The sequence below is a fragment of the Pseudomonas sp. DD1 genome (assembly GCF_044510355.1).
GTDB classification, from domain to species: Bacteria; Pseudomonadota; Gammaproteobacteria; order Pseudomonadales; family Pseudomonadaceae; genus Aquipseudomonas; species Aquipseudomonas shahriarae.
This window is the reverse complement of the sequence record NZ_MSAJ01000038.1, coordinates 210141-227956: the sequence shown is the minus strand read 5'-3', so window position 1 is coordinate 227956 and position 17816 is coordinate 210141. Positions and strand designations below refer to the sequence as shown.

17 protein-coding genes are annotated in these 17816 nt (G+C 61.7%); 7 read left to right on the top strand and 10 right to left on the bottom strand.

The annotated features are described in order from the left end of the window. Positions 1-2 precede the first annotated feature (2 nt). The 7 genes from flgK to PSFL_RS25435 all read right to left on the bottom strand — a co-directional run bounded on the left by flgK (position 3) and on the right by PSFL_RS25435 (position 8653). Complete coding sequence (flgK, locus tag PSFL_RS25465) at positions 3-2027, bottom strand: flagellar hook-associated protein FlgK (RefSeq protein ID WP_397470623.1); 2025 nt, start codon at positions 2025-2027, stop codon at positions 3-5. Positions 2028-2037: 10 nt separating this feature from the next. Continuing rightward, positions 2038-3300, bottom strand: coding sequence for a flagellar assembly peptidoglycan hydrolase FlgJ (gene flgJ, locus PSFL_RS25460; protein ID WP_057438792.1), 1263 nt, complete (start codon positions 3298-3300; stop codon positions 2038-2040). 4 nt (positions 3301-3304) lie between these two features. Further along, on the bottom strand, positions 3305-4393 hold the full coding sequence (locus tag PSFL_RS25455) for a flagellar basal body P-ring protein FlgI (RefSeq protein ID WP_081044199.1): 1089 nt from the start codon (positions 4391-4393) through the stop codon (positions 3305-3307). Between the two features lie 27 nt (positions 4394-4420). After that, positions 4421-5116, bottom strand: coding sequence for a flagellar basal body L-ring protein FlgH (flgH, locus tag PSFL_RS25450; RefSeq protein WP_032859002.1), 696 nt, complete (start codon positions 5114-5116; stop codon positions 4421-4423). Positions 5117-5168: 52 nt separating this feature from the next. Next, complete coding sequence (gene flgG, locus PSFL_RS25445) at positions 5169-5954, bottom strand: flagellar basal-body rod protein FlgG (RefSeq protein ID WP_057958870.1); 786 nt, start codon at positions 5952-5954, stop codon at positions 5169-5171. Positions 5955-6021: 67 nt separating this feature from the next. After that, positions 6022-6762 carry a flagellar basal body rod protein FlgF gene (locus PSFL_RS25440; RefSeq protein ID WP_057438904.1) on the bottom strand — a complete coding sequence of 247 codons (741 nt, stop codon included), beginning with the start codon at positions 6760-6762 and terminating at the stop codon, positions 6022-6024. 328 nt (positions 6763-7090) lie between these two features. Further along, positions 7091-8653: a sigma-54-dependent transcriptional regulator gene (locus PSFL_RS25435; protein WP_057438789.1), complete on the bottom strand. Its 1563-nt coding sequence runs from the start codon at positions 8651-8653 to the stop codon at positions 7091-7093. A gap of 277 nt (positions 8654-8930) precedes the next feature. Here PSFL_RS25435 and phhA point away from each other — a divergent pair, with 277 nt between their 5' ends. The 3 genes from phhA to PSFL_RS25420 all read left to right on the top strand — a co-directional run bounded on the left by phhA (position 8931) and on the right by PSFL_RS25420 (position 11380). Beyond that, positions 8931-9722: a phenylalanine 4-monooxygenase gene (gene phhA / locus PSFL_RS25430; RefSeq protein ID WP_057444562.1), complete on the top strand. Its 792-nt coding sequence runs from the start codon at positions 8931-8933 to the stop codon at positions 9720-9722. 105 nt (positions 9723-9827) lie between these two features. Then, entirely contained in the window at positions 9828-10184 is a 357-nt protein-coding gene (locus tag PSFL_RS25425; protein WP_115127653.1) for a 4a-hydroxytetrahydrobiopterin dehydratase, read from the top strand. Beyond that, entirely contained in the window at positions 10184-11380 is a 1197-nt protein-coding gene (locus tag PSFL_RS25420) for an amino acid aminotransferase (protein WP_397470622.1), read from the top strand. The genes PSFL_RS25425 and PSFL_RS25420 overlap by 1 nt, the downstream gene beginning before the upstream one ends. Before the next feature lie 62 nt (positions 11381-11442). Here PSFL_RS25420 and PSFL_RS25415 read toward each other — a convergent pair whose 3' ends face one another. Beyond that, complete coding sequence (locus PSFL_RS25415) at positions 11443-12252, bottom strand: UDP-2,3-diacylglucosamine diphosphatase (protein ID WP_057438785.1); 810 nt, start codon at positions 12250-12252, stop codon at positions 11443-11445. Positions 12253-12386: 134 nt separating this feature from the next. Here PSFL_RS25415 and PSFL_RS25410 point away from each other — a divergent pair, with 134 nt between their 5' ends. From PSFL_RS25410 to PSFL_RS25400, 3 genes are all read left to right on the top strand, one after another. Then, entirely contained in the window at positions 12387-13145 is a 759-nt protein-coding gene (locus PSFL_RS25410) for an AraC family transcriptional regulator (protein ID WP_397470621.1), read from the top strand. Between the two features lie 93 nt (positions 13146-13238). Beyond that, on the top strand, positions 13239-14120 hold the full coding sequence (locus PSFL_RS25405; RefSeq protein WP_057438783.1) for a DMT family transporter: 882 nt from the start codon (positions 13239-13241) through the stop codon (positions 14118-14120). Between the two features lie 128 nt (positions 14121-14248). Next, the gene (locus PSFL_RS25400) at positions 14249-14530 is read left to right on the top strand and encodes a hypothetical protein (protein WP_057958864.1); all 282 of its coding nucleotides are present in this window, start codon (positions 14249-14251) and stop codon (positions 14528-14530) included. Positions 14531-14568: 38 nt separating this feature from the next. Here PSFL_RS25400 and PSFL_RS25395 read toward each other — a convergent pair whose 3' ends face one another. After that, positions 14569-14856 carry a SelT/SelW/SelH family protein gene (locus PSFL_RS25395; protein WP_057438781.1) on the bottom strand — a complete coding sequence of 96 codons (288 nt, stop codon included), beginning with the start codon at positions 14854-14856 and terminating at the stop codon, positions 14569-14571. Between the two features lie 83 nt (positions 14857-14939). Here PSFL_RS25395 and PSFL_RS25390 point away from each other — a divergent pair, with 83 nt between their 5' ends. After that, positions 14940-17129 (top strand): patatin-like phospholipase family protein, encoded by a 2190-nt coding sequence (locus tag PSFL_RS25390; protein WP_115127649.1) that lies wholly within the window; start codon positions 14940-14942, stop codon positions 17127-17129. A gap of 145 nt (positions 17130-17274) precedes the next feature. Here the strand turns inward: PSFL_RS25390 and PSFL_RS25385 are convergent, their stop codons facing one another. Next, a complete protein-coding gene (locus PSFL_RS25385; RefSeq protein ID WP_198792348.1) occupies positions 17275-17709 on the bottom strand; it encodes a MarR family transcriptional regulator in 435 nt (144 codons plus the stop codon). Positions 17710-17816: the final 107 nt, after the last annotated feature.

The window sequence follows — 17816 nt, the reverse complement described above, 5'->3', positions numbered from 1 at the left end:
CCTTAAAGACTGTTGATCAGCGTGCTGAAGGTTTCTTGCGCAGCTTTAATGATCTGCGACGACGCGGTGTAGTACTGCTGGAAACGGATCATATCGCCGGCCTCCTCGTCCAGGTTGACCTGGGACACGGAGCTGCGATTGGACGTGGCGGCCGCGAGCATGGCCCCGGTCGCATTGTTATCGACGTTGGCCTGGCTGGCCTTGCCGCCCACGGACGAGACCAACTGGCTGTACGCGGTGCTCATGCTCACGCCGGCATTGCCATCGGTGGCGCCCACGGTCTTGCGGGTTTGCAGGTCGAGCAGTTGCAAGGCATTGCGGTTGTCCAGTTTGCCGCCACTGTTGAACGACACGGTGTAGCTATCGTTCGGCTTTGGCTCACCACGGATGACCGTGTCGACCCCGAATGTCTGTGGGTCGCCATTACCGTCTACGTACGGCACGTTGATCGTCAGCTTGTTGTCCTGGCCCGGCACGATGGTGCCGGTGCCAATGGGCTGGCCTTGGGCGTTATTGATCACATAGCTCTGGGTGCCATCGGCGGCACGCTCGCCAAACGTCATCTTGACCGGCATCGCGCCCTTGATCGCCGCTTCCAGCTGTGCGGTGCCGGCACCGCCATGGATATCCAGGGGCAAGCTCAGCGTCGGCGGTTCGAACACGCCAGTACCACTGTTGTTCTTGTTGCCCTCGGCCAACAGCGGCGCAGAAAACGCCAGCTTGTTGGGATCGGTCATCACCACCTTGAGGTCCATCGCGCCACCGGCGGTCGGGCTGACCTTGAACGTATCGCCAGCAGCCACCGGGCCCTTGCCATCCAGGGCAAGGGTGAAGCCGTCGATTTCCGGTGGCGCTTGGGTGATGTCGAAGGCGCCCATGGACTTACCGTCGGAACGCAGCACGGTGTAATTCTTGTCGTCACTGAAGGTCACCTTGTAGTCAAAGGTGCTCAGTTTGCTGGTGTCTTTGATCGTGACGTTCAGGTTGCCGGAGCCGGCACTGTTATTCGAGCCGCCAACACTGCGCTGGCCAATGGCAAATACGCTGTTGATGTCATTGAACAGCGCGGCGCCGAACTGCCCGTTGGCGTCCAGGCCCTGCCCCAGCTGGGTATTGATGGCCTCGCCGACCACCATGGCGGTACGCCCCAGGTCGTTGATGGCCGGCATCAGCACGTCCTGGCGATAACGCAGCAAGCCGCCGATGGAGCCACCGCTGATCACCGAGCTGACATCCATGGGTTGCCCGCTGGTGGTCAACACCACCGAGTACTGGCTCTTGTCGTCCTTGCTCGGCACCGCCGACAGCTTGTTCGACACACCGTCCGCGACCAGGGTCTGCCCGGTACCCAGGGAGACATTGAAATGGCCGTCCGACTCAGTGACCTTGACCCCTACCAGTTCGTTGAGCGAACGCACCGCTTCGTTGCGTGCATCCAGCAGGTTCGCCGGCTCGCCGTTGCCCTGGCCTTTGGCCTGGAAGATTTGCTGGTTGAGGGAGGCAATCGAGGAGGTCAACTGATTGACCTGGCCGGTGATGGTCTCCAACTGGCTGTTAATGCCTTCTTTCTGTTTGTTCAGTTCGGTCGCAATCGAGTTGAAGCGGTTGCCCAGGGTCTGGGCAATGGTCAAGACCAACTGGCGCGCGGAGTTGTCGCTGGGGTTGGCCGAAGACGTCTGCAACGCGGCGAAGAAGCTGTTCAAGGCCGCACCGACACCGGTGGACTTGTCGGACAGCAACTTGTCCACCGAACCGATCTGGTCCAGGTAGGCCTTGGCATCAAAATTCAGCGACGTGGTGGTCTGCAACTGGGTATCGAGGAACTGGTTATACACCCGGCGTACATCCGACAGCGTAGTGCCGGTGCCGACGAACACCCCACCGGCCGCGGACATGCCATTGGCGGTCTGCATGGTCTGCTGACGCGAGTATCCAGGGGTCTTGGCGTTGGCAATGTTGTTACTCAAGGTCGCAAGCGATCCCTGAGCCGCATTGAGTCCTGACATCCCGATATTGAGCAAACCCATGGTTCAAACCTTATAAATGAGTGGATGCGCCAGCGGCAGCGTAGTTTTGGTAGCTGTTCATGGTTTTGGCGATCTGCGAAATCTTGCTGGCGTACGCCGGATCTGTTGCATACCCGGCTTTTTGCAACTCGCGTACAAACTGTTCCGGGTTATCGGCCGACTTCAAGACTTCTTTATATCTTTCATTGCTTTGCAACAAAGTCACGAGGTCGTGAAAGCTGTCCTGGTACGAGTCGTAGGAACGGAACTGCGCCGTCTCCTTGACCATCTCGCCATTGCGAAACTCACTAGTGATCGCCCGCGCCTGGGCGCCCTGCCAGCTCTGCCCGGCCTTGATGCCAAACAGGTTGTGGCTGCTGCTGCCGTCTTGCTGGCGCATTACCGATTTGCCCCAGCCGGTTTCCAGGGCAGCCTGGGCCACCAGGTAGCGCGGGTCGATGCCGATGCGCTCGGCCGCCTGCTTGGCCATGGGCAGCATGGTGGCGACAAACTCGTCTTGCGAACTGAAGGCTTTTTTCGCCGGGGCCAGCGGTGGCTGGGCCACGGCGCGGCCGTAAATCTGCATGCGCGAATCGCGGGCGGCAAAGGTGCGCGCAGCACCGTTGATCACGCCATCTTCGGCGGCACTGTTGCGCAGTGGCGCAGCCTTGGCGGCGCCCGCCGCCTCGACGCCCGGCACGATACCGGCCAGCAGGCGATCGGTGAGCTTGCTCGGCAGGGCGATGCGGCGCTGATTCATCAGCGCCATGTCATTGCGCAGGGTGCCTTCATCGGCCCGCGGCGCCACTTCGACCCGCGCCGCCCACAGCGCACGCTGGCCATTGGAACGACCCAACGGGCCATCCGCCTGGGTGCCGGCGGCAATCGGGGTCGGCACGTCGACTTTCTTCTCTGCCGCGTCCGGGCCCTGCAGGGTCGAGGCCTGCCCTTCCACCGGCTTGTTCTTTTGCATCTGGCGCAGCAAAACGTCCGCCAGGCCTATACCGCCGCCCTCGCGAGACAGCGAGACCGCCAGTTGCTGGTCGTACATTTCCTGATACTGCTTGGCCGCCGGAGTATTCAGCGGGTTGTCCTTGCCCAGGGCATCGGTGGCCGAGCGCATGGATTTGAGCATCTCGTTGAGAAACAGCGACTCGAACTCCTGCGCCACTTTGCGCATGTTGCCGTCGCTGTTCTTGTCGCCGAACTTGAGCTGGTTAAGCCGGTTCAGGTCGGAGTAGGACCCCGAGTCTGCCGTGCTGGCGATACCGCTCTTGCGCATGTCCATGGCCATGGCCTCAAATCACGATCAGGTCGGCTTGCAAGGCGCCGGCCTGTTTCAGGGCTTCGAGGATTGCCATCAAGTCGCCGGGCGCCGCGCCCACCTGGTTCACCGCACGGACAATCTCGTCCAGGGTGGTGCCGGGACCGAACTTGAACATCGGCTTGGCTTCTTGCTGGGCATTGACCCGGGAGCGTGGGACCACGGCGGTCTGGCCACCGGACAACGGCCCGGGCTGGCTGACAATCGGGTCTTCGGTAATGGTCACGGTCAGGCTGCCGTGGGTCACGGCCGCTGGCGACACCTTGACGTTCTGGCCGATCACGATAGTGCCGGTACGCGAGTTGATGATGACCTTGGCCACCGCCTGGCCCGGATCGACCTCAAGGTTTTCCAGGATCGACAGGTAGTCCACACGCTGGCTTGGGTCCAGCGGCGCGGTCACGCGGATCGAGCCGCCGTCGATGGCCTGGGCCACGCCTGGGCCGAGCATGTCGTTGATCTTGTCGACCACACGCTTGGCGGTGGTGAAATCCGAACGGTTGAGGTTCAGGGTCAGGCTGTTGCCTTGGTTGAAACCGCTGGGCACGGTACGTTCCACCGTGGCGCCGCCAGGAATCCGCCCGGCCGATGGCACGTTGACGGTGATCTTCGAACCGTCACGCCCTTCGGCATCAAACCCGCCCACCACCAGGTTGCCCTGGGCGATGGCGTAGACGTTGCCGTCGATACCTTTGAGCGGCGTCATCAGCAAGGTGCCGCCACGCAGGCTTTTCGAGTTACCAATAGAGGATACGGTGATGTCCACCACCTGCCCCGGCTTGGAGAACGCCGGCAGATCGGCACTGATCGACACCGCCGCGACGTTCTTCAACTGCACGTTGCCCGAACCTGGCGGCACCTTGATCCCGAACTGCGAGAGCATGTTGTTGAAGGTCTGCAGGGTGAACGGGGTCTGGGTGGTCTGGTCGCCCGTGCCGTTGAGCCCCACCACCAGGCCATAGCCGATCAACTGGTTGCTGCGCACCCCGGAAATACTGGCGATGTCCTTCAGGCGTTCGGCCTGGGCAGCAACGCTCAGGGAGAGCAACAACACCGCTGCCATCAGCTGTTTGAGATTCAAAGTGATCACCTAGAAAGGGAACAGCGGGCTAAGGAAGAAACGGTCGAACCAACCCGGCTGACTGGCGTCGGCAAACGAACCCGTACCCGAATAGGTAATGCGTGCATCGGCAATCCGTGTGGACGGCACGGTGTTGTCGGTGGCGATATCGTCCGCCCGCACCATGCCGGCGATGCGCACCAGTTCGTCACCGGTGTTGAGGGTCATCCACTTCTCGCCGCGCACGGCAATGATGCCGTTGGGCAGCACGTCGGCCACGGTCACGGTGATCGAGCCCACCAGGCTGTTGCCCTGCCCGGCCTTGCTGCTGCCGTTGGTGGCGCGGTCGCCGCTGTAGCCCACGTCCAGGCTCAAGTCACCACTGCCCAGGGGGTTGTTGGTGTTCAAGCCACCGCCAAACAGCGAGGTCAGGCCGATGCCGGTCTTGCTGTTCTTGGCCACCTGGGAGTTGGCGTTCTTGCTCGCCGTGGTGCGCTCGTTGAGGGTAATGGTGATGATGTCGCCAACACGGAACGCCTTGCGGTCGCTGTACAGGTTCTGCTCAAAACCGGCCTGGTAGATCGAGCCATTGTTGGCAGCGGCTGGCAGTGGCGTGCGCGGCAACACCGGCGCGTAGTACGGGTCATTGGGTTTTGGCGTCGGGGCGACACAGCCCGCGAGCACGGCAATCCCACTCAATGCCAGAACAGAAACAAAGCGACTCATGACCCTTACCTCACGGTGTTGCAGGCGCCTTATGAGCGCCCCATAGACTGGATTACAGATTCTGCGTAACGAACGAAAGCATCTGGTCGGCGGTGGAAATCACCTTGGAGTTCATCTCGTAGGCACGCTGGGTGGTGATCATGTTGACCATCTCTTCCACGGTGCTGACGTTGGAGGTTTCCAGGGTGCTTTGCAGGGTGGTGCCAAACCCGTTGAGGCCCGGCGTGCCGACTTGCGGCGCGCCGCTGGCAGCGGTTTCCAGGAACAGGTTGTTCCCGGTGGCTTGCAGGCCGGCCGGGTTGATGAAGTCGGCGGTCTGCAGGTTGCCGATCACTTGCGACGCCGGGTTGCCGGCGATGGTGACGGACACGGTGCCGTCGGCGCCGACCGTGAAGGTCTGGGCATCGTTGGGCACGACAATCGCCGGCTCCAGGGCAAAACCGTTGGCGGTCACGACCTGGCCGTTGGAGTCCAGGTGGAAGGTGCCGTCACGGGTGTAGGAGGTAGTGCCATCCGGCTGCAGGATCTGGAAGAAGCCACGGCCATTGATCGCCATGTCCAGCGGCTGCCCGGTTTGCTGCAGGTTGCCGGCGGTGAAGTTCTTCTGGGTGCCGACGATGGACACACCGGTACCCACTTGCAGGCCCGACGGCAATTCGCTGTCCTGGGTCGACTGCGCACCCGGCTGGCGCTTGATCTGATAGAGCAGGTCCTGGAACTCGGCGCGATCACGTTTGAAGCCCGTGGTCGAAACGTTCGCCAGGTTGTTGGAAATAACGGTCAGGTTGGTGTCCTGGGCGGACAGACCGGTTTTGGCAACCCATAGAGCCGGAAGCATGCTGTTCTCCTTCGTGCGCCTGTTTGTTGGCGCCGCGTTACAAAATTAGTAGTCAGTGGCGCTGCAATCAGCTCATCTGCATGACGCGAGTCATGGCCTGGTCGTCTTCTTTGGCGCTGTTCATCATTTTCACGTGCAATTCGAACTGCTTGGACAGGGCCAGCACCGCCGTCATTTCTTCGACGGCATTGACGTTGCTCGACTGCAGGAAGCCCGAATTCACCTTGACGCTGGCATCGGCCACCGCCGGCTGGCCGTCCTTGGTGTGGATCGCGCCATCCAGGCCCTTGGTCATATTGGCCAGGTCCGGCTTGACCAGCTTGATACGGTCCACCTCTGCCATCACCCGTGGGCCTTCGCCCATGGCGCGGATGCTGATGGTGCCGTCTTCGCCGACTTCGACCTTCTGCTCGGGTGGCACCGAAATCGGCCCGCCATTGCCCATGATCGGCATGCCGTTGCCGGCCCGCAGCACGCCCAGTGCGTCGATATTCATGCTCGCGGTACGCACGTAGGCTTCGCCGCCATCGGGGGTTTGCACGGCGATCCAGCCATCGCCGCCGACGGCAACGTCCAGGTCACGGCCGGTCTCGACCATCGAACCCGGAGAAAAATCGGTACCAGGACGCTCGGTCAAGGCAAACGCCCGCGCCGGAAAGCTGTCACCAAACACCGGCATCGAACGGGCCTGCTCCAGGTCACGCTGAAAACCGTTGGTGGAAATGTTCGCCAGGTTGTTGGCATGGGCCTTTTGCGCCAGAGCATTCTGGCTGGCGCCGGTCATTGCCACATAAAGGTACTTGTCCACGCTCATTCCTCTTACTGACGGACGTTTGCCGCCCACCGATGTACTGAGGAGTCTTTAGCAATTTGCGCACCAACTTTTTAAAAGTCGGGGAAAGGCAGGCGGGGCAAGGGGTTGGGGCGTATCAAGGATTATTGGAGGGGCAGGACGAGTCGGAAAAACGGCGGAGTTCTGCCGGTTGCGGCAAACACCGGTCTTGGCATTAACACAGATCCATTGTGGGAGCGGGCTTGCTCGCGAAGGCGGTGGATCGGTCGGTACCTGTATTGACTGATCCACTGCCTTCGCGAGCAAGCCCGCTCCCACATTTTTATCCCGTTGTGTCAGGGGCTTATTTGTCGGCCTTGAGCACTTCGTAATCGCGCAATTTATTGGCGATGGTGGTGTGGGACACGCCCAGGCGCTTACCCAGCAACCGGCTGCTGGGGTGCTCGGCATACAGGCTTTCGAGCACGGCCTTTTCAAACCGCCCGACGATCTCCTCCAAGCCACCCTCCAGGGAAAAGTCGCCAAGCGGCTGACGCACGCCGTAGTCCGGCAAGCGAATATGTTCAGCCTTGATCGTGCCGCCCTCACACAGCGACACCGCCTGGAACAGCACGTTTTCCAACTGCCGCACATTGCCCGGCCAATGGTAGTGGCTGAGGCGCTCCATGGCCGCCGGCGCCAGCTTGGGCAGCGGGCAGCCAATCAGACGGCTGGCCTGGTCGATAAAGTGCTCGACCAGCGGCGGTAAACCGTCGAGGCATTCGCGCAGCGGCGGGATATGCAACGACAACACATTGAGCCGGTGATACAGGTCCTGGCGAAACTCGCCACGGGCACACAATTCCGATAAGTCCACCTGGGTCGCGCAAATCACTCGCACATCCAGGTAAACCTCTTCATCACTGCCCACGCGCCGGAAGCAGCCGTCCTGCAGAAAGCGCAGCAATTTCACCTGCAATCGCGCGCTCATTTCACCCACGCCATCCAGAAACAACGTACCGCCCGCCGTCAGTTCCAACAGCCCCAACTTGCCCTCTGCCCGCGCCCCTTCAAACGCGCCAGGGCCGTAGCCGAACAGCTCGGTCTCGGCCATCGACTCCGGCAACCCCGCGCAATTGAGTGCCATCAACGGCGACTGCCCACGTGGGCTGGCCAGGTGACAGGCGCGCGCCAACAATTCTTTACCGGTGCCGGTTTCGCCTTCTATTAATAGGGGCGCATCGAGGGGCGCCATGCGTCGGGCTTCACGCACCACCGCCGCCATCACTTTAGAGCTCTGGAAAATGCTGTCGAAGCCTCGCAGCTCCTGCTTGCGCACATTGTAGATGCGCTCACCGACCCGGTCGGCGCGGTGCAGAGTCAGTACGGCGCCGGCCATGGCTTCGCTGTCGTCATGTTCGGAGGATTGCAGCGGGGCGATATCGGCGAGAAACACGTCGCCCTTGACCTTGACCCGCAGGCCATTGATCCGCGACTTGCTGGCACGCACCAGCTCCGGCAGGTCGAAGTCCTCGGCGTAGCGTGACAGGGGAATCCCCGGCACTTCGTCCACCCGCACCCCGAGCAACTGCGCCGCCGCGCGGTTGGCCGCGACAATCGAGCCGCCCATGTCGATGGACAGCACCGGGAATTCCAACGCCCCCAGCAAGGCGTTGAGTTCCATGTGCCGGCGCTCGCTGGGCATCAGCCCTACCCGCTTGACGCCAAACACCCCGGCAATCGCCTCGAACTGCGGGCGCAGGGCCTGGAATTGCATATTCACCAGGTTCGGGCAGTACAGGTAGATGGCATTGCCATGTTCGCCGCCAACCTCGCCCTTGGCCACGTTGACCCCGTACTCCACCAGCAGGTTGAGGATGTCCCGCAGGATGCCGATGCGGTTCTGGCAATGCACTTTGATACGCATGTAAAGGCCCGGTTTGTTGTAGGAGGGCTGATCGGGCTGCGTCTTTTTGTCACCGGACGCAGATAGTCGTCAAGATTATGTGACAGCCAGCGCCCTTTTCAAACCAGCAAAACGCAATGCAGCGTGCTCGACGGCAAAATCGTAACGAATATTTTACGAAAGACGCCGACTTTTCCTACAGGCTTCCCTTAACAACGGGTGGAATCCACGGCCAGGCGGAGTATCAATAAGCCCATAGCAGGACATAACAAGAACGAATGCCTAGCAGGAGAGCCGTATGAAACAGACGCACTACGTGGCCCGCGAGCCCGATGCGCAAGGTTTTATCCACTACCCGCCCGAAGAACACGCGGTGTGGAACACCCTGATCACCCGTCAACTGAAAGTGATCGAGGGTCGCGCCTGCCAGGAATACCTGGACGGCATCGACAAGCTCGGCCTGCCCCATGACCGTATTCCGCAACTCGCCGAAATCAACAAAGTGCTGGCCGAAACTACTGGCTGGCAGGTGGCGCGGGTGCCGGCGCTGATCCCCTTCCAGACCTTCTTTGAATTGCTCGCCAACAAGCAGTTTCCGGTGGCGACCTTTATTCGTACCCGCGAAGAGCTGGATTACCTGCAAGAGCCGGATATTTTCCACGAGATTTTCGGCCACTGCCCACTGCTGACCAACCCCTGGTTCGCCGAATTCACCCACACCTACGGCAAGCTCGGCCTGGCGGCCACCAAGGAGCAGCGCGTGTACCTGGCGCGCCTGTACTGGATGACCATCGAGTTTGGCCTGGTGGACACCCCCCAAGGCCGGCGCATCTACGGTGGCGGTATTTTGTCGTCACCGAAAGAGACGGTGTACTGCCTGTCGGATGAGCCCGAGCATCAGGCCTTCGACCCGCTGGAAGCCATGCGCACGCCGTATCGCATCGACATCCTGCAGCCGCTGTATTTCGCCCTGCCCAACCTCAAGCGCCTGTTCGAAGTGGCGCAGGAAGACATCATGGGCATGGTCGAACGCGGCATGCAGCTGGGGTTGCATGCGCCAAAGTTCCCCCCCAAGCCCAAGGCGGCTTGAACTGATGCTTTAAAGGCCAGGTGAGTCTGTTCCCTGGCCGCGCGTTGCTTTAGGGTGACGCGACTGGCAACCGAATTCCACATACTCGATTTCAGGAACACCGTTATGACCACCTTGAACCAAGCCCATTGCGAAGCCTGCCGCGCCGATGCCCCACAAGTCAGCGACGCAGAACTGCCGGCGCTGATCAAGCAGATCCCCGACTGGAACATCGAAGTGCGCGACGGCGTGATGCAACTGGAAAAAGTATTCCTGTTCAAGAACTTCAAATTCGCCCTGGCCTTTACCAACGCCATGGGCGAAATCTCCGAGGCTGAAGGTCATCACCCTGGCCTGCTGACCGAATGGGGCAAAGTCACCGTGACCTGGTGGAGCCACTCCATCAAGGGCCTGCACCGCAACGACTTCATCATGGCCGCACGCACTGACGAAGTGGCCAAGGACGCCGAGGGCCGCAAGTAATGCATTTCGCCGCGATTGGCCGGGTACCCGGTGATCCGATCCTGGGGCTGATGGAGTCCTATGCCAAGGACACCAACCCGCAAAAGTTCGACTTGGGCGTGGGCGTCTATAAAGATGCCCAGGGCTTGACCCCGATCCTGCAGGCGGTCAAACGCGCCGAGCAGCGCCTGGTCGACCAGCAAACCACCAAGACTTACATCGGCGGGCATGGCGACCCGGCTTTCGGCCGCCTGATCAATGAATTGGTGCTGGGCGCCGGTTCCGCGCTGCTCAAGGCACACCGCGCCGGCGCCACGCAAACCCCAGGTGGCACCGGTGCCCTGCGCCTGAGCGCCGACTTTATCGCCCACTGCCTGCCAGGCCGTGGCGTGTGGCTGAGCAACCCGACGTGGCCGATCCACGAAACCATCTTCGCCAAGGCCGGACTCAAGGTCAGCCACTACCCCTATGTGGGCAGTGACAACCGCCTCGACGTACCAGCCATGCTCGCCACCCTGGCCACGGTGCCCGAGGGCGACGTGGTGCTGCTGCACGCCTGCTGCCACAACCCCACCGGTTTCGACCTGTCCCAGGACGACTGGCGCCAGGTCCTGCAGATCGTGCGCGAGCGCCAACTACTGCCGCTGATCGACTTCGCCTATCAGGGTTTTGGCGATGGCCTGGAACAGGACGCGTGGGCGGTGCGCTTGTTTGCCGATGAACTGCCTGAGGTTCTGATCACCAGCTCCTGCTCGAAGAATTTCGGTTTGTACAGCGACCGCGTCGGCGCGCTGATTGTGTGTGCCAACGATGCCGAGAAGCTGCTGGATGTACGCAGCCAACTGGCGTTTATCGCGCGCAACCTGTGGTCGACACCGCCGGATCATGGCGCTGCCGTGGTCGCGACCATCCTCGGTGATAGGGAGCTCAAACAGCTGTGGAGCAGCGAAGTCGAAGGCATGCGCTCGCGTATCGCGCAATTGCGTTCGGGCCTGGTCGAAGCGCTGGCGCCCCATGGGCTGTCTGAGCGTTTTGCCCATGTCGGCGTGCAGCGCGGGATGTTTTCCTATACCGGCCTGAGCGCCGAACAGGTGAAACAGCTGCGAGAAAAACACAGCGTGTACATGGTCAGTTCCGGGCGGGCCAACGTGGCCGGGATTGATGAGACGCGCCTGGGGTTGCTTGCCGATGCCATTGCGCACGTATGTAAACCCTAAGACAAAACGCTATCCAAATGTGGGAGCAAGCCCGCTCCCACATTTTTTGACCGAGGCGATCTTCAGCCAGCAACCATCTCGGCCTTGACCTGCGCCTCCTTGGCCTGGGCATCCGCCAACCGATACAACTCGATATGCCCATCCCAGTGCTCGATCAATGCCGTGCACGACTCCACCCAATCCCCGCAATTGAGGTAGTCCACCTCGCCCACCTTGCGAATCTCCGCATGGTGGATATGCCCGCACACCACGCCGTGCAGCTCGCGCTTGGTCACTTCATGGGCGATGGCTTCCTCGAAATCGCTGATAAAGCTCACCGCTGTCTTCACCTTATGCTTGAGGTACGCCGACAGTGACCAGTAGCCATAGCCATAACGCGCCCGCCAGTGGTTCAGCCAGCGGTTGAGGGTCAGGGTGAACTCGTAGGCCGAATCGCCAAGAAACGCCAGCCAACGGTGGTAACGGGTGATTACATCGAACTGGTCGCCGTGGATCACCAGCAGATGCCGGCCATCGGCAGTCACATGCACCGCTTCGTCCACCAGTTGGATATTGCCCAGGATCAGCTTTGAATAGCGGCGCAGGAACTCGTCGTGGTTGCCGGTGACGTAGATCACCTCGGTGCCACGCTTGCTCATGGTCAGCAGGCGGCGGATCACGTTGGTGTGGGCCTGGGGCCAGTACATGCCGCTGCGCAGTTTCCAGCCGTCGATGATATCGCCCACCAGGTACACCTTGTCGGCGTGGTAGCCCTTGAGGAACTGCGACAGATGTTCGGCCTGGCAGTCCCGGGTGCCCAGGTGCACGTCGGAGATCCACAGGGTACGAACCCGTTGCTTGCGGCTGGGTTTGGCGAGCTCGGCGCTGGTCATGGGCATACCTCAGGGGTGTTTTCGCCAGCTTGCGCCCGGGCAATTAATAGCCCATGACAGTCTTGCGTCAGGCAGATGACAGCGCCCGCCGCCCGTCGGGCGGTGTAAACTGCCGGCCTGCCCGGGAGATTGCGATGAGACCGACCCTCACGCTGCGCCATTACACCCACGACCTGATTGCCCATAGCCATGACCATGCGCAACTGGTGTTCGGCCTGGCCGGCCGCCTGGATTTCGAGGTGGAAGGCATCGGCGGCGAAGTTTGCCCGCAAGGGGTGATGGTCCTGCCCTTCTCCACCCATCACGCCTGCGGCAGCCCCCAGGGCAGCCACTGCCTGGTACTGGATGTGCCCGACGAACAGTGGATGGTGCAATCCTTGGGCGAGCACGCGGATGCCAGTCGCCGCCTGCTGGATCGGCCGGCGCGGGTGAGCCTGGATAGCCGCCAGGGCCAGTTGGTCAACTGGCTGGCGAGCGGCGCACTGGATGACCCCTTGATCGCCCAACAAGGTGCGGTGCTGCTACTGGCCACGCTCAATAGCCAGCCACCTGCGCACACCGGCGCACGACGCCTGCCCTATGGCGCCTTCAATGCCCATATCGACCAGCATGCGGCCTACCCGCTGCAGGTCGCGGATCTGGCACGGCTGGCGGATATGTCCGTCGCCCGCCTGCACGCACGCTTTGTCGCCGAATGCGGGCTGACCCCCATGGACTACATCCGCAACCGTCGCCTGCACATGGCCCGCGGCTTGCTGCGCGACAGCCACCTGCCGATTGGTGAGATCGCCGCGCGGGTTGGCTATGCCTCGCAAAGTGCGTTTGCCGCCGCCGTGTTGCGCGAGTTCGGCAGCTCGCCCGGAGCCTTGCGCCGACTCGACAAGCGGCGCTAGTCCTGCGATAAAAACGGCGATTCCCACGACAGACACCCAGGCGCCAGGCGCTCTAGACTGGATGCCTGCCCGCACACTGTTTTAAGGATTGTCATGACCCCGCGCACTGCCCTCGGCGCCCTGCACATCGGTGCATTAATGTTTGGCCTTACCGGCGTCTTCGGCAAACTCGCCGCCGCCTCGCCGAGCATTATCGTGTTTGGCCGCGCCGCCTTCGCCGTGCTAGCCCTGGCATTATTCGCCCGCTTCGCCAGCAACACACCCTGGCACAAGCTGTACAGCGCCGACCTGCGGCGCCTGCTGCTCAGCGGCTTGCTGCTGGCCGGGCACTGGGTGAGTTTCTTTATTGCGGTGAAAGTGGCCGGCGTGGCGATTGCGACGCTGGGTTTCACCACGTTCCCGGCGTTTACGGTGATCCTCGAAGGGCTGATCTTTCGCGAGCGGATCCGCGCCAATGAAATGGTGCTGGTGGTGCTGGTCAGCGTCGGCCTGGTGCTGGTCACCCCGGACTTCGACCTCGCCAGCCAGGCCACCAGCGGCCTGGTCTGGGCCGTGGTCTCGGGCCTGCTGTTCTCGCTGCTGTCATTGAACAACCGGGCCAGCGCCAGCATCCCGCCCGTGCAGGCGGCCTTGTGCCAGAACGTGGTAGTCGCCCTGTGCCTGCTACCTGTCGCGGCCCCAGGCCTCGCAGAAGTACGCGCCCTGGACTGGTTGTGGATCGGCCTGCTGGGGGTGTTCTGTACCGGCCTGGCCCACAGTTTGTTTGTCGCCAGCCTCAAGGTGCTCAAGGCGCGCACCGCTGCTGTGGTATTCGCCATGGAGCCGGTGTATGGCATCACCGTGGCCTGGCTGCTGTTCAGCGAAACCCCGACCCTGCGCATGCTGCTGGGCGGTGTGCTGATTATTGCCGCCATAGTCGTCTCAGGCTTGATGAGCCGCCCTGTCAAGGCCAGACAACCGGCGGCCGCGGCCTGATCTATACTTTTTGTATCCGCAACAGTCAGCTGTCGTTCAACGGATACAGACTCCTCGACGACAGCCGTGGTCCTTGAAGTTGCTGCATGCGAGTGGTCACTCCCCTAACGCTCTGCAGGAGTTTCACCATGGACATGTTTATCACCCTGATCATTCAGATCATCAGCGGCGCGGTCGGCGGCAATATCGCCGGCCTGAGCAAGCAAGGCCTGGGTTCCGGGCTCAACACCCTGGTCGGCGGCGTCGGCGGCCTGGTGCTGGGGCAAATCGTCTCGGCCATCAGCGGCATGCCGGCGGGCGGAGCCCTGGATGTTGCGGCGGTGGGCAGCAATATCGTTGGCGGTGGTGTGGGCGGCTTGGTGCTGACGTTTGTCGTCGGCTGGATCAAGAATAAAATGGCCGCCAAGTAAAGCACCCGACACTGCCGGCCAAGCGCCGGCAGTGCCGTTTACGAGGCGCGGTCGTTGTGCCCCAGGTCACGCTGCGGATCAATCTGGTCGCGCACCCGCTGCTTGAGCACCTTGGCCTCCGGGAACCCGCCATCGGCCTTGCGCTCCCAGATCTGTACACCGTCGCACGTAATGCGAAACGCCCCGCCGGTCGCCGGCTCCAGCGCCACTTTGCCGAGGTCATCGGCAAAGGTGCTCAACAGTTCCTGGGCCAGCCACGCAGCGCGCAGCAGCCACTGGCATTGGGTGCAATAGGTGATGACAATCTCAGGCTTGGCAGTGGACATGAAATGACAGACTCCTGCATGACGGGACAGGTGAATCGGATGGCTATAATACCGGCCTTTATCGTCCAGCCCCGAGATTGATGATGCGCCGCCTGTTGTCCTGCCTGTTGCTGTGCCTACTCCCTGTCTTTGTCCACGCCGTGGAAGCCCCGCGCCCGAAAATCGGCCTGGTGCTCTCCGGCGGCGCTGCCCGCGGCCTGGCCCACATCGGCGTGCTCAAGGCCCTGGAAGAGCAAGGCATCCACATCGACGCGATTGCCGGCACCAGCATGGGCGCGGTGATTGGCGGGCTGTACGCATCAGGCTACAAGATCGATGAACTGGAAAAGCTCGCCCTGAGCATCGACTGGCAGTTGGCGCTGTCCGATGCCCCGCCCAGGGAAGACGTGCCGTTCCGGCGCAAACAGGATGACCGGGACTTCCTGATCAAGCAGAAACTGAGTTTTCGCGATGACGGCAGCCTGGGCCTGCCCCTGGGCGTGATCCAGGGCCAGAACCTGGCGCTGCTGCTGGAGAGCATGTTCGCCCACAGCAGCAACACCCGCGACTTCGACAAGCTGCCGATTCCATTCCGCGCCGTGGCCACTGACATCACCAGCGGCGAAAAAGTGGTGTTTCGCAAGGGCCATCTGCCCCAGGTGATTCGCGCCAGCATGTCGATCCCCGCAGTGTTCGCCCCGGTGGAGCTGGATGGCCGGCTGCTGGTGGATGGCGGCATGACCGACAACATCCCCCTGGATGTGGCGCGTGAGATGGGGGTCGATATCGCCATTGTGGTGGATATCGGCACGCCCTTGCGCAGCCGCAAGCAATTGACGACGGTGGTGGATGTGCTCAACCAGTCCATCACCCTGATGACCCGCCGAAATTCCGAAGAACAACTCAAGGCCCTGCACGCAGGCGATGTGCTGATCCAGCCACCATTGGCCGCGTATGGCGTGACCGATTTTGGCCGCGCCAAAGACATGATCGACGCCGGCTACCGCGCCACCCGCGCGCTGGATACCCGCCTGGCACGCCTGCGCCCAACCGGGTCCGTGGACGCCGAACTGACCGCCGCCCGCACGCCGGGCCAGCGCAACCCGACGATTACCGCAATCAAGGTGGAGAACGACTCGAAAGTCGGCGACGACGTGATCCGCTACTACATCCGCCAACCCATTGGCGAGCCCCTGAACCTGGCGCGCCTGCAATCGGATATGGGCACCCTGTACGGCCTGGATTACTTCGAACAGGTGCAATACCGCGTGGTGAAAAAAGGCCCGGACAACACCCTGGTCATCAGCGCGCGTGGCAAACGCAGCGGCACCGATTACCTGCGCCTGGGGCTCAACCTGTCCGATGACATGCGCGGCGACAGCGCCTTCAACCTCGGCGCCAGCTACCGCATCAACGGCATCAACCGCCTCGGCGCCGAATGGCTGACCCGGGTGCAGATCGGTGATCGCCAGGAGCTGTACAGCGAGTTCTACCAGCCGATGGATACCGGCTCCCGCTATTTCGTCGCCCCCTATATCAGCGCCCAGGCGCAGAACGTCGAACTGATCCTGGATAACGACCCGATCTCCGAGTACCGCCTGGAGCGCTATGGTTTTGGCTTGAACGTCGGGCGGCAGATCGGCAACAGCGGCGAAATCCGCTTCGGTGTCGGCGAGGCCTGGGGCAAGGCCGATGTGCGCATTGGCGACCGCGATTTGCCAAGCGTGAGCTTCAGCGAGGGCTTCTACGAACTGAAGTACTCGTTCGACTCCCTGGATAACGTGTACTTCCCCCATACCGGCGAAGACATTGGCCTGGCCTACCGCGAATTCGAACCCGGCCTGGGCTCCGACCAGCGCTACCGGCAATGGGAGTTCAAGCTGGACAAGGCCATGAGCCACGGCCCGGACACCCTGGTATTGGGCGGTCGCTACGGGCGCACTCTGGACAATTCAGACGTGGTGATTTCCAGCTTCCTGCTGGGCGGTGCGCGGCAGCTGTCAGGGTTCCGCCAGGATGCGATTTCCGGGCAGAACATCAGCCTGATGCGCGCCGTCTACTACCGCCGCCTGACCCCACGCTCGTACCTGCCGCTGGACTTCCCACTGTACCTGGGCGCCTCCCTGGAGCGGGGGCGGGCGTGGAACAACGACAATGAATTCGACAGTGGCTATATCAATGCCGCGAGCATCTTCCTCGGGTTTGACACACCGCTGGGGCCGTTGAATTTCAGTTATGGGTTCAATGATGACAATCAGAAGGCGGTGTATCTGAATCTTGGGCAGACGTTCTAAGAAAAACACTTAGCCGAGATGGAGCAGGCTTGTGTGGGAGCGGGCTTGCTCGCGAAAACAGTGGTTCAGTCACCGGATACATTGGCTGACACACCTCTTTCGCGAGCAAGCCCGCCCCCACATTTTGATCAGCGGCGTAATCGGATCAGGTCTTTTCCAGGTTCGCCAGGATATGCCCATGCACCCGCATGCACACCCGCATATCCTCCTCATCGACCCCCACAAAAAGCTCCTGGCGCAAAGCCGTGGCAATAGTCTCGATCTGATCAATCAGCGGCCTTGCCGGATCACACAACACAATGCGCTTGGCGCGCCGGTCTTCTACCACAGCCTGGCGTTGCACCAAGCCCTGGCTTTCCAGGCTGTCGAGCAGACGCGCCAATGTGGGCCCTTCCACCCCGACGCTCTGGGCCAGCTCACGCTGGGTCGGCGCTTCTTCAAAGCGGGCCAGATGCAGCAGCACCAGCCAGCGGGCCTGGGACAGCCCAAGCCCTGCCAGACGGCGATCCAACTCGGCGCGCCAGCCACGGGACATTTGCGCCAACTGCATGCCAAAACGGTGTTGATCGGTTAACGGCATAAAAAACTCATGGGTTAGACTGAAAATAAAGTGTGGCTAATTATTAGTCAGCTAAGCATGACCTATGACAGTAGGCAAGGCTTGCAATGTACTGATTCGTTACATTG

Coding starts and splice junctions, on each gene's coding strand:
- flgK (WP_397470623.1), bottom strand. CDS start 2,027: ATGGGTTTGCTCAATATCGGGATGTCAGGACTCAATGCGGCTCAGGGA.
- flgJ (WP_057438792.1), bottom strand. CDS start 3,300: ATGGCCATGGACATGCGCAAGAGCGGTATCGCCAGCACGGCAGACTCG.
- PSFL_RS25455 (WP_081044199.1), bottom strand. CDS start 4,393: ATGGCAGCGGTGTTGTTGCTCTCCCTGAGCGTTGCTGCCCAGGCCGAA.
- flgH (WP_032859002.1), bottom strand. CDS start 5,116: ATGAGTCGCTTTGTTTCTGTTCTGGCATTGAGTGGGATTGCCGTGCTC.
- flgG (WP_057958870.1), bottom strand. CDS start 5,954: ATGCTTCCGGCTCTATGGGTTGCCAAAACCGGTCTGTCCGCCCAGGAC.
- PSFL_RS25435 (WP_057438789.1), bottom strand. CDS start 8,653: ATGCGTATCAAAGTGCATTGCCAGAACCGCATCGGCATCCTGCGGGAC.
- phhA (WP_057444562.1), top strand. CDS start 8,931: ATGAAACAGACGCACTACGTGGCCCGCGAGCCCGATGCGCAAGGTTTT.
- PSFL_RS25425 (WP_115127653.1), top strand. CDS start 9,828: ATGACCACCTTGAACCAAGCCCATTGCGAAGCCTGCCGCGCCGATGCC.
- PSFL_RS25420 (WP_397470622.1), top strand. CDS start 10,184: ATGCATTTCGCCGCGATTGGCCGGGTACCCGGTGATCCGATCCTGGGG.
- PSFL_RS25415 (WP_057438785.1), bottom strand. CDS start 12,252: ATGACCAGCGCCGAGCTCGCCAAACCCAGCCGCAAGCAACGGGTTCGT.
- PSFL_RS25410 (WP_397470621.1), top strand. CDS start 12,387: ATGAGACCGACCCTCACGCTGCGCCATTACACCCACGACCTGATTGCC.
- PSFL_RS25405 (WP_057438783.1), top strand. CDS start 13,239: ATGACCCCGCGCACTGCCCTCGGCGCCCTGCACATCGGTGCATTAATG.
- PSFL_RS25400 (WP_057958864.1), top strand. CDS start 14,249: ATGGACATGTTTATCACCCTGATCATTCAGATCATCAGCGGCGCGGTC.
- PSFL_RS25395 (WP_057438781.1), bottom strand. CDS start 14,856: ATGTCCACTGCCAAGCCTGAGATTGTCATCACCTATTGCACCCAATGC.
- PSFL_RS25390 (WP_115127649.1), top strand. CDS start 14,940: ATGCGCCGCCTGTTGTCCTGCCTGTTGCTGTGCCTACTCCCTGTCTTT.
- PSFL_RS25385 (WP_198792348.1), bottom strand. CDS start 17,709: ATGCCGTTAACCGATCAACACCGTTTTGGCATGCAGTTGGCGCAAATG.